This is a genomic window from Kamptonema animale CS-326 (genome assembly GCF_028330895.1).
Classification (GTDB): domain Bacteria; phylum Cyanobacteriota; class Cyanobacteriia; order Cyanobacteriales; family Microcoleaceae; genus Kamptonema; species Kamptonema formosum.
This window is the reverse complement of sequence record NZ_JAQMUA010000488.1, coordinates 1-11,324: the sequence shown is the minus strand read 5'-3', so window position 1 is coordinate 11,324 and position 11,324 is coordinate 1. Positions and strand designations below refer to the sequence as shown.

General features: G+C 44.7%; 8 protein-coding genes. 5 read left to right on the top strand and 3 right to left on the bottom strand.

What is annotated here, in order from left to right; genetic code table 11:
• Window positions 1-283 precede the first annotated feature (283 nt).
• Entirely contained in the window at window positions 284-1,594 is a 1,311-nt protein-coding gene (locus PN499_RS28475) for a M16 family metallopeptidase (RefSeq protein ID WP_272036879.1), read from the top strand.
• A gap of 447 nt (window positions 1,595-2,041) precedes the next feature.
• Window positions 2,042-3,070: a C39 family peptidase gene (locus PN499_RS28470; protein ID WP_272036877.1), complete on the top strand. Its 1,029-nt coding sequence runs from the start codon at window positions 2,042-2,044 to the stop codon at window positions 3,068-3,070.
• A gap of 157 nt (window positions 3,071-3,227) precedes the next feature.
• On the opposite strand, the gene PN499_RS28465 is transcribed toward PN499_RS28470, so the two are convergent.
• Both PN499_RS28465 and rnhA read right to left on the bottom strand, forming a co-directional pair.
• Window positions 3,228-4,331 (bottom strand): AI-2E family transporter, encoded by a 1,104-nt coding sequence (locus tag PN499_RS28465; protein ID WP_272036875.1) that lies wholly within the window; start codon window positions 4,329-4,331, stop codon window positions 3,228-3,230.
• Between the two features lie 321 nt (window positions 4,332-4,652).
• Window positions 4,653-5,561, bottom strand: coding sequence for a ribonuclease HI (gene rnhA, locus PN499_RS28460; protein WP_272036873.1), 909 nt, complete (start codon window positions 5,559-5,561; stop codon window positions 4,653-4,655).
• A 95-nt stretch (window positions 5,562-5,656) separates the two neighbouring features.
• Here rnhA and PN499_RS28455 point away from each other — a divergent pair, with 95 nt between their 5' ends.
• Both PN499_RS28455 and PN499_RS28450 read left to right on the top strand, forming a co-directional pair.
• On the top strand, window positions 5,657-5,968 hold the full coding sequence (locus PN499_RS28455) for a hypothetical protein (protein WP_272036871.1): 312 nt from the start codon (window positions 5,657-5,659) through the stop codon (window positions 5,966-5,968).
• Complete coding sequence (locus PN499_RS28450; RefSeq protein ID WP_272036869.1) at window positions 5,965-6,363, top strand: hypothetical protein; 399 nt, start codon at window positions 5,965-5,967, stop codon at window positions 6,361-6,363. Before PN499_RS28455 ends, PN499_RS28450 begins: the two co-directional genes overlap by 4 nt.
• Window position 6,364: 1 nt before the next feature.
• Here PN499_RS28450 and PN499_RS28445 read toward each other — a convergent pair whose 3' ends face one another.
• Window positions 6,365-8,224 carry a calcium-binding protein gene (locus PN499_RS28445; protein WP_272036868.1) on the bottom strand — a complete coding sequence of 620 codons (1,860 nt, stop codon included), beginning with the start codon at window positions 8,222-8,224 and terminating at the stop codon, window positions 6,365-6,367.
• A gap of 642 nt (window positions 8,225-8,866) precedes the next feature.
• Between PN499_RS28445 and PN499_RS28440 the strand changes: the two genes are divergently transcribed.
• Window positions 8,867-11,324: two-partner secretion domain-containing protein (locus tag PN499_RS28440; protein WP_417063905.1), on the top strand; the 2,458-nt coding region annotated here is incomplete at its 3' end.

Below are 11,324 nucleotides of genomic sequence, written 5' to 3'. Positions count from 1 at the left end.
GATGGCGGCGTTACGGATATTTTGCGTAAGCCCTGAAGATGTAATATCAATGTATATCTGCCCCTGATTTTGACGGTTTTATTGGATTTACTTTTAACTATTGCGCCTAATTCTCATACTTTTCGCCCAGAAATTTTAGTTTTAAATACTAGCGAGAATTTCCGCTGGCTTGGTCTACGCACTTTTGTCTAAAGTCCTGCCAACGCTAGTTCCTAAGCAGAAACTATGCGACACATCTGCAACCGCGTCTAAGATATAGAAAATAAGGCGCAATAAAATCGAAATGACTTCAACCGTTCTTAAACCCTCCTCCCTTCCTCCTCTCAACGCTCCTACAGTCCGCCGCCTACCCAATGGACTAACGATCGTCGCAGAACACTTGCCTGTTGATGCCGTTAACCTTAGCGTTTGGCTCAATGTTGGCTCCGCCGTAGAATCAGATGATATCAACGGCATGGCTCACTTCCTGGAACACATGATTTTTAAGGGTACGCCGCTATTGGCCGCCGGCGAATTTGAACGCTTGATCGAGCAGCGGGGTGCGGTGACGAATGCCGCTACCAGTCAAGATTACACTCACTATTACATCACTTGTGCCCCTCAAGATTTTGCCGAACTCGCGCCCTTGCAAGTCGATGTACTGCTCAATGCCAGCATTCCCGATGAAGCCTTTGAGCGAGAGCGGTTGGTGGTGATCGAAGAAATTAGGCGGGCAGAAGATAACGCCCGACGACGGACTTATCAGCGATCGATGGAGACAGCTTTTGAGGTGCTACCTTATAAGCGTCCCGTACTCGGCCCGGCATCGGTGATTGAACAACTGACAGTAGAACAGATGCGGGATTTTCACAGCAGCAGATATCAACCTGAGTCGATGACAGCGGTTGCTGTGGGGAATTTGCCAGTTGAGGAGTTAATTGAAATTGTGGCTGGTGCTTTTGCAGATGCGATGACACCTCATGAATCGCGGGAAGTGCCATTTAAACCCGAAACTTTGAATCTGAAAGCTGAATCTGCTTTTAAAGAAACAGTCCGCCGCGAATATGTAGATTCCAGCCTTCAACAGGCAAGATTGGTGATGATGTGGCGAGTACCGGGACTGGCAAATTTAGAAGAGACTTACGCCCTTGATGTTTTGGCAACAATATTGGGTCACGGTAGGACAACTCGGCTGGTTCAAGATTTGCGGGAAGAGCGGGGTTTAGTCTCCTCAATTTCAGTTAGTAATATGACTCAGCGACTTCAGGGTGTATTCTATATTTCAGCTCAATTGGCTGAGGAGAATTTGGTTGAGGTGGAAGTGGCGATCGCTCAACACATCCGCACTATCCAGATGGAACTCGTAACGGAAGCGGAAATGGCCCGCGTCCGTACCCAAGTAGCTAATCGGTTTATTTTTGGGAATGAAACGCCTAGCGATCGCGCCAATTTATACGGCTACTACCAGTCCATTGTCGGGGATTTAGCCCCCGCCCTCAACTATCCCGCCTCTATCCAAGCTCTCAATGCGATCGATATCCAGCAAGCGGCCTGCAAATATCTCTCCCCAGATGCCTGCGGTGTAGTTGTACTCCGCCCTGCGCTAAAGAATTAAAAATTAAAAATTAAAAATTAAAAATTAAAAAACTAATTTTAATTTTTAATTTTGCATTTTTAATTGATTGGGTTCTCGTGAGGTAATGGGAAAATATCTTGCTATTGCTGTGCGATCGCGAGGTAGTACCCCTACCCCCCATTGGTGTCAACTTAACGTCAAACCCTTAATCCGCTAGGGGTTAAAACCCCTGTCTCCAAGCGAAAGTCCTCGCTCAGAGAACTGAAGAAGTGGCATTAAACTCATTAAGTCCTCTGAGCGAGGACTTGATTTATAAGAGGGGGTTTTAACCCCTGGCGGGTTTCAGCTTAAGTTGACACCAATGCCCTATACCTCTAAATTGTTGTCTAAATCGATCAATAATTAAACTGTTCTGATCTACGGAATCGACAAAAGTTCTGTGATTTTCCGACAACAGATAAAACTTGTAAACACCGATCTACGTAAATGAAACTACAAGCTTTTCTCAACACAAATATCAAGTATGATGCGGCAGCGATCGCTAGAGATGACGAACTCAGCCGTCAAGTTCAAAGCCGTCTGATTGACTTAGGTTTACTCAAACCGCCAGTAGATGGACTCTTTGGCCCTCTCTCTACCGCCGCCCTCCATCGCTTTCAAACCCTGATGAAATGCGGCGAACCAGGGTATTTAGGGGCAGTCACAGCCAAAAAACTGATCGAAACTAAAGTCGGTGAAATTCCCCTACCCCCACCCGTCCTCAAAATCGTTTTAGACACAGTTCTTAAAGCCAGACCCCTTGCATCTTCTCAACTTTCTGAGTCGGAAAAACAATCAATACCAGCAGGAAAAGAGTTTGAAATTCTTGCTTTTGCCCCCATTCGCGGTCACGTAAGAGTTGCTTTCCGCAATGAGTCTTTTAAGGGTTCCCCCATTTGGTATATCTTCGAGAAACACGCTCAGATTACTCAAGAAGGCACCATACTTTATCCCAAACCAAATCCGCTAACTGTTAGGCTTAATGTTGGCTACAAATCTCAGTTAGACAACTGGTACAATCCTACTGGTTCTTGCAATGTGACTTCTATCGCCATGTGTTTGGAGTTTTTAGGAGCACAACGCAGAACTAAGTCGGGTCAATTTGAGGATGAACTCTATCAATATGCACTCAATCAAGGTTACAGTCGCTGGAGCCCCTACGATTTAGCTAAGATTGTCAAGGATTATGGCTATCAGGATTACTTCACGGAAAATGCAATTATTGAGGATGTTCAAGATTGGTTAGCAAGTGGAAATCCTGCTGTTATACACGGATATTTCACGTCTTTTGGTCATATTATGCCTGTAGTTGGTTATGACCCCGATGGATTCTTTGTTCACGATCCCTATGGAGAGTGGTTTAGTGGTGGGTATCGCACCGATCTTAGTGGTGAATATCTACACTATTCCTATCGATTGATCCGCAATGTCTGTATCCCTGATGGTAATTTCTGGGTACATTTTATCTCGAAGTAATGCGATAGCTAGGGGCTATCTTTAGGGTGGGCACTCCCCGCCCTAAAGCTAGTGTAAAAGTTAGCGATCGCATAATTCCTGTTGGAGCGCGTAATGCCACCAGATACATTGCTCTCTTAATATGTAAATTGCACCTGCACCCACCCTACAGGGTTAACTATTCCCTAATAATTGGAGAATGAACATCAGTTGTAGGCGGTAAAGTTTCAGGCAATTCTTGAGGCAATTTTCTCTCTAAATTTCCATCCCATTGATCCAGTATATCTTTCACCAGGATCTCGCGCAGCAAAATTCGCACGATAATCACCAAAGGGAGAGCGAGAAATAAACCCAAAAAACCAAAGAAAGAAGCAAAGAAAATCTGAGCTAACAGCGTCACCGCAGGTAATAAAGAAACTTGTTGTCCCATAACTATCGGAACTAACAAAAACTGTTCTAATTGCTGAATCAAAAAGTAAGCAACTACAACTGCAACAGCTTTCCAGGGAGAATCGAGGAGAGCGATCGCCGCCGGCGCAACTGTACTCAAGATAGGCCCGACATTAGGTACAGCCTCTAGAAATCCTGCCAGCAGAGCATTTGCCAGAACTAACTTGACCCCCAAAATCCACAATACAATCCCGCTAACTGACCCAATCACTAACATATTAAATAGCGTACCCACAATCCAAGCGACCAAATCAGTTTCACACAGAGAGAAAATCTCATCAGCGCGGCGGCGATAGAAAGAGGGAAATAGCCGTAAAAAGCCCTGGCGATAAGCTTGAGGATTGAGTAAAAACATGATAGTAATTACAACCACAAATAGCGAACCGCCTGTGAGGTTTAAAAAACCCGAAAACAGCCTAAAAAAGTTGTTAGCCAGTCCACTTATCAGGGGTTGAACTTGCTTGCCTAACTCTCCAACACTGGGAAGATATTGACGAGCTTCAGTTGGTAGCCATACAAACAATTGGTTAATCCATATTTCCAATAGTGTCAACCCTTTAGGTACTAATTGGGTCAATTCCCGAAACTGGCTCAGGAAAGGAGGTACGACAAGCGCCCCAAATAGCCCTATGAGCGCTACCAACAATACTGCTGATATCAGTGAAGCGACACCCCTTTGGATTCCTACTCGCTCCAATAACCGGACGAGCCTGTTTAGGGCGATAGCAAACACAACTGCCACAAACAGTAGCAGCAACAGTTGCCGAATTTCCCAAAGAATAGAGAGAGAAAGTATCAGAGCGACTAAGCCCAGCCACTGTCCAAAGTTCATCTATCTCACTCCCCCATTCCCCTTTATAAAACCACTCTAGAATACATTATTCAGAAGCCAGAATCTATAATTTATAATTTATAATTTAAAATAATTCATGCTGACTCCTAAGTCATGAATTGTTCTCTTGGTAATTGGTAATTGGTAATTGATAGTATTATATTGCCCAAGGGCAACTTGCTATCTAAGTTTTACTAACCGCAATTGCACTCCAATTGCGAGGAAATTAGCCATTATCCATAAGCCTAATGTCATCACCAATTAAGAATTAACAATTAGCAGTTAGTAATTAACCTCATGCCATTACCAATTACCAATTACCTAATCCGTAGAGTTAACGTGGTCTATGCGTTCTAGTAACCAAAGAATTTGGTTGCCTTCGCGGCGTGCCCTAGATACCACCCAGTTACGCCAAACCCATTTGTCGCCTCGACTGGTAACAGCACTAGCATTAACATCCATGAGGTCAGCTAGTTCAGAACTTGTGATTAAGTAGCCTTTAGTGGCAACTTCATCAGCAATGTGCAAGGTTTCTATCAGGTTGCGGAGTTGCTCAACCCTCACCTCACGTGGCAAGTTGTCTAGGGAATCGGCAGTAGAGTCGATCATAGCAGAATCGGAGATGAGAAGGTCAGAGGCTATGAGATTGGATTCTATCGTTTTGTTAGCAGTTGTGTCCGTTGCCTGTGAAACAATTGTATTGAGAATTGGAGATGGGGATCGAGGTTGGGTAGTAGTTAATTCTCCTTGAGTGCCTTGCTCCAATTGTTGCAGAGAGGGGATTTGACGGTGAGAGAAGGCGCGAGCGATCTCGTCGCAGCGATCGTTGTAACGATCGCCTGAGTGACCTCGGACGTGCTGCCACTGTATCTGTTTACAATTTAGTTCGTCAAGTAACTCCCAGAGGTCTTGATTGATCACAGGAGCACCGGTTGAGGTTTTCCAGCCCTTTCTTTTCCACCCTTGAATCCATTTTGTAATACCATTTTTGAGATATTCGCTGTCTGTGTAAAGGGTAGCAGGCTCAGCTTGACCCGATTTGGCGAACCATTCCAAAGCTGCGATCGCTGCTTGCATTTCCATGCGATTATTAGTCGCTTTGGCATCAGCACCACCGAGTTCTTGAATATCACCATTGGCGAAACAGATGACTACGCCCCACCCACCAGGGCCAGGGTTGCCAGAACAGGCACCATCAGTGTATATGCTTTTAACTTTAGGCAGAGTCATAGCGATCGTGATTTAAAGGCTATCCCATCATAAAATCGATCGACCAGGCGATCGCACTTCGCTATTAGTCATTGATGTTTATAGGGTGGAATAGCATGAGCGCAAACCTACCAGATTTTAACGGTTTGTCTCGACAGGAGGTAAGAAAAATTCTTGATGCCAATGGCTTTCAACCTAGCAATCTACAGCCTTCCCAGGGAGGATGGCAGAAGTTCAAGCATCCTGACGGTTCGCAAGTTGATATCAACTGGCAAACAGGAAGAATTGTTAGAACAGAAGCTCCCATATACGGTACAGATGGTTTTAGAATAAATAAGGGACAGCGGTTAGCCTCTGACGGTAGTAGAATCGATCGCGCTCTTCCTCACGATCGGCATCCACCAGAATATTTCGATACAAACTCATGAACAAGCCTTTCTTGACAGAACTTCCTCTCACCTATGCTGATTCAGTTAGTTTTGAAAACAGTGGCAGTATCTTCTCAATCAAAATTTTTAATCGCGAACATAAGTTAGTAATTCTGTTAAAAAATATTCTCCTTTTCAACTTTTCAAAAGATTCTTTGGAGTCTGAGAAAGATGATTATGTAGATATTATCGAGCTTACTCATGAATATCGAAAGCTAACTCAGGATGACTTGAGAAAATATTCATTTTATCCTGAAAATATTGACGAGTTACCTTTGCTACATACTGTCACTCTTTATGGCAACACTATAATTGAAGTTATTTGTGAAGAGGTTGAAGTGCAATCGCACTCGCCAATGCGTGAAAAAGAATCTGAGTTAACAGTTAACTATTAGCTTAAATAATCAAAATATCAGAGGCACTCAAGGGAGGTGCAGCAGCTAAAGTAGCTATCAGCACTTGTGGTACTGGACCAATGCCATCGGCATCGAAGAACAAATTCGCAGAACCGCTATCATAAATAAACCTTTGAATCAAGTCAGAGGCAGCAACACCTAAGACAAACTGACTAGCAGCAAGCGTACCCGCCGTTAAACCACCGCCGAAATCCGTAGCAGAGATGAGAATGCGATCGCTACCAGGCGTAAAATCATTTAGAAAGTCGATCCCGTCACCTGGAGAGTTTAACTGAAAGTAATCATCACCGATACCCCCAGCGAGGAGATCGCTACCGCTATCACCAATAAGAGTGTCATTGTCAGTGCCCCCACTGATGGTGTCATCACCAATACCCCCGCTGAGACAGTCGTTACCATCCGCGCCAATTAGGAAGTCATTCTCAGCGTCACCAAACAGGAAGTCATCTCCTGCATCTCCCTGAATCAAGTCATTACCAGCATCACCATTAATGGTGTCGTTGCCGAAGTCACCAATCAGAGTATCGTTACCATTACCGCCTGCGATCGCATCATTACCATCCGCAACTAAGCCTGCACCTGCACCACCAGAGAGACAGTCATCACCCTCTCCACCAACTACAGTATCGTTACCGAAGTCGCCAATCATAGTATCATTTCCCAATCCACCAACTAGACTATCATCGCCATCACCGCCTTGCACTCTGTCGTTTTCACTACCACCATCAAGAGTGTCATTACCAGAAGAACCTACTATGGTGTCATTGTCTTCAAACCCACTAACTTGAAACCCTTCGATATCGACTGTTACTGGGACAGTTGTACTCGTTAAAGTGCCATCGCTAACTGCGTACTCGAAAGTAACTGTACTGACTCCAATCTGGGAGGTAAATAATACACTTGTATCGCCAAAGTTATAATTAGCCGTGCCATTAATGGGATTGCTAACGGTAGTAACGGTAATCCCAGTAGGGCTATCATTTTGTAGTAACTCAACTATGGGAATATTCAGAACGCTAGTATAATTGCCCGTTTGACCAGTAAAAATTATATCCTGACCATTAGTACCTGGCACCACAGCCAATTTGGTCAAAGTATCCGCCACAGCGATCGGCGGCGTAGGCGTGGGAGTAGGAGTAGGCGTAGGTATAGGAGTAGGAGTAGGCGTAGGCGTAGGAATAGGTGTAGGGGTAGGGGTAGGAGTAGGTGAAGAAAGGACTAAAACATCCTTCAATATTGCCAAAAACTCTTGTGTTACAGAATCCTGAATGATGGCATTTTTAGCATTCTCACCAGTTCCTTGAAAGATGTTGAGCTTACTCGTAGCAGTCTCAAAAGTTATTAAATCAATAATGCTTCTGCCTTGACTCAATATTTGACCGCCATCAGCTAGGCGAATTACGTCTTCGCCATTGCCAAAGTCAGTAATAACTGGTGCATTTGCTAGATTAAGACTGCCGCTTGCGGGCCCAAGGGAAAAAGTATCAGTACCCTCACCCCCTGCGATCGTATCTCCCCCGCTGTCGCTTTCAATCAAGTCATTTCCCTGATTGCCAAACAGCAAGTCGCGGCCTTCTCCTCCCCGCAGTGTATCCTCGCCTTTACCCCCAAAAATGACATCCCGACCATCAGTGCCATCTAAGCTATCATTGTCTAAGTTTCCAAAGAGATAGTCGTTACCTGACCCACCACTGCCAGTGTCGCTGCCTTTGCCACCATACAGCAGATCGTCTCCCTCTGCACCGTTAAGCAGGTCGCTACCGGCTCTGCCGTAGATGACATCTCGTTGTGAGGTTCCAGTTAAATTATCATCATCAAGTGTGCCGTTAATGACTGCCATAAGTGAGGTTTTCCCTATAGTTGGTTTTGGCTTCTATCTTAAGAGGAACTGAGCATCGTCAGTAATTTAAAATAGGACTTGCGTAGTAATAACGAGCAATCAAGGTTTAAGATTGCTTTGGGGTTGCTTTGTTCCTTAGATTACTTCCTTCGTCCTAACCGCGCTAAACTTGACTGTGCTAAACTTGACTGCGCTCTGCTTGGCTGTCGTAATTACAGAAAATCTTGCTTATGCTTAAGTCCTCTTAAAAATTGTGTCATCCTACTATATTAGGGAACTTTAGAGAGTTCTATGTGTCTTGCCAACTTAGGCTTTAGCACTCCTTCTTAATATATAAACTGACTCATGTACAGTTAATATATTTGTGCTAATTGCCAATTACCAATTAGCAAGTAAAATTGGTGAATTACCTAAAATCAATGAAATCAGGGAGTTAATTGGTAATTAGCAAGGGAATTAGGTAAAATCAGTGAAATCCAGAGCTAGCAGTTTTCAATTGGGTGAAGAAGTACTTTTAATTACGACTTACTAATTTGTTAAGTGTTAACTGTGAGCGATTACCAATAAGCAATTAGCCTGCGATCGTGCAACTAAAAACCTCTACAAATCCATGCTATAATTGGTATTTAGGTGTATTTTATGATGAAAAATCTAAAATTAAATATAAAAAAATGTGGGTTATTGATTTTCCCTTTCTATTTTTTAATATTTGATTCTTTGGCAGCAGCACAACCCATTAAACCCGCTGTAGATGGCACGGGAACTTTTGTTACTCCTGAAGGCAACCGCTACAATATTGGCGGCGGTACTCTGTCAAAGGACGGAGCGAATCTTTTTCACAGTTTTCAACAGTTTGGTTTGAGTGAAGGTCAAATTGCTAATTTTTTATCTAATCCAGCGATTAGAAATATCTTGGCTCGTGTTGTGGGTGGGGATGCTTCAATAATTAATGGTTTAATCTCTGTTAGTGGGGGTAATTCTAATCTTTTTTTAATCAATCCGGCAGGTGTTATTTTTGGTGCTAATGCGAGTCTAAACGTGCCAGGTAGTTTCACTGTTACGACTGCTAATGGTATCGGATTTGGGAGTAATTGGTTTAATGCTGTTGGTGTTAATGATTATGCTGCATTAGTGGGAACGCCTAGTGCTTTTGATTTCAGTGGAGCGCGATCGGGAAGTATAGTTAATGCTGGTCAGTTAGTCGTTTTGCCGGGACAAAATTTAACTTTGCTCGGTGGTACGGTGGTGAATACTGGCAGTTTAACCGCACTAGGGGGTCAAATTACTGTTGCTGCTGTCCCTGGTGAGAATGTGGTTCGTATCAGTCAACAGGGGCTATTGCTGAGTTTGGAGGTAGCGACCCCGCAAGGGGAAGGATCTGCAATACCTGTGGCTAATGTACCTCTTTCTTTACCGCAGTTATTAACGGGTGCTGGCAGTAGTCAGGCTACTGGGCTCGCTGTTAATAGTGCTGGGGAAGTGGTTTTGATTGGTTCGGATTTGAAGGTAGAAAGCGGAGATACGGTAATGGCACCGAATTCTGCAATACTTGCGGCGGGCTATGCTAACGGACTTCAAGCTCAGTCTAGTATACTTTACGGGGCTAATAATCTCACTTTGTTGGGAAGTCAATTATATACGAGTGGAAACTTGACTTTGCAAGCACGAAATGGGGTGATAGTTCGCGATCGCCCAGCTAATCCCTTTGTTGCTAGAGTGGGAGGGAGTCTGTACATTCAGGGCGATCACAGCATTGATATCCTAGCCCTCAATCCGATTCCAGGTATTGCGCCGGGGCCCCAATTCCAAAGCGGAGGCGACTTGAGCTTGGTTAGTGGTGGCAATATTTCCGGTGATTCTCACTTTGCTGCGGGTGGTAGTTTCTCGATTCGGAATTTGTCGGGTGGGCCGGGTAACTTTGTAAGCAGATACGACCCGATATTCAGTTCTGAGGGAGATGTCGTCTTTGGGGATTATACAGGCGTTTCCCTGAAAGTGGAGGCGAAAGGGAGCATTATTGCAGGCAATATTGAGATTACAGGGCCCGATGTTACGGTTTCTGGTTCCGATCCAGATATTGCGATCTTGACCAGTGGCCCGGCGTTGATTTTGCGATCGGGAGTAGTGAGTCTGGCAAATGCTCCTAATCTTCCTCCCGATGCTGCGATTGGAGATACAAATTTTACCTCTTTTCCATCTTCATCCAGCTCAATTACGGTAGGGACGATCTCAGCAGATGGGCCGGTGATTTTGTCAGCCGGGGGTGATATTGTCACTAGCGAGATTAACGGTGGGGAAGTGGCGATCGCAACAGGTGGCTCGATTACCACTGCTGGTCTGCTACAGTCTAATGGTGCGATCGCTCTGGAAGCAACGGGGAATATTTTTACTGATGAGATTTCTAGCGTTGGTAACAACGGCAATGTAAGTCTTACGAGTAGCGGCGGAAGTATTGAGACGGGTGCGATCGATGTGAGTGCTGGCAGTGCGATCGCCTTGACTGCCTCTGGAAACTTGGCGGTGGACTCGTTACTGGGCAATGCAGTTGATGTCGTAGCTCAGACAGGTACTGTTAGTATTGGCAGGATAGATGCTAATGGCAATGTGAGTATTTCGGCTGGAGAAAAGCTCTTACTTGGGAGCGTAAATGCTAGCGGAGGCGGCAACAATGTGAGCCTGAGCGCGGGAAATGATATCAGCGTTGAATTCATTAATGCACCAGGGGGTAGCATTGATATCAGAACTCCAGGTTTTTTCCGGGCTTTTGGTACTTTTACAGACAACAATGTTACAGAGGCAAGTATTTCGACTATTGGCGGTGATGGTGGTGGGCCGATAGTAATTCGTCATGGTGGCGGCGATACTGACCAAGTAACGCCATTTATAGTGGGAGATGCGACAGTGAATGGTACTGCGGGTGCGATCGCTAGCAGTCGTAATAATATCATTCAGCCCCGTCAATCTTTCAGCAACTCTTATACTCAGGGCAATATTCAAATCATTACTACTAACCCAGTAACTCCCACTCCTACGCCAATTCCGACACCAATTCCGACACCAATTCCGACACCAATTCCCACGCCAATTCCCACTCCAATTC

Excerpts from the sequence above, each read along its gene's own strand:
- PN499_RS28465 (WP_272036875.1), bottom strand. The coding sequence starts at position 4,331 with ATGAACTTTGGACAGTGGCTGGGCTTAGTCGCTCTGATACTTTCTCTC.
- PN499_RS28445 (WP_272036868.1), bottom strand. The coding sequence starts at position 8,224 with ATGGCAGTCATTAACGGCACACTTGATGATGATAATTTAACTGGAACC.
- PN499_RS28475 (WP_272036879.1), top strand. The coding sequence starts at position 284 with ATGACTTCAACCGTTCTTAAACCCTCCTCCCTTCCTCCTCTCAACGCT.
- rnhA (WP_272036873.1), bottom strand. The coding sequence starts at position 5,561 with ATGACTCTGCCTAAAGTTAAAAGCATATACACTGATGGTGCCTGTTCT.
- PN499_RS28470 (WP_272036877.1), top strand. The coding sequence starts at position 2,042 with ATGAAACTACAAGCTTTTCTCAACACAAATATCAAGTATGATGCGGCA.
- PN499_RS28450 (WP_272036869.1), top strand. The coding sequence starts at position 5,965 with ATGAACAAGCCTTTCTTGACAGAACTTCCTCTCACCTATGCTGATTCA.
- PN499_RS28455 (WP_272036871.1), top strand. The coding sequence starts at position 5,657 with ATGAGCGCAAACCTACCAGATTTTAACGGTTTGTCTCGACAGGAGGTA.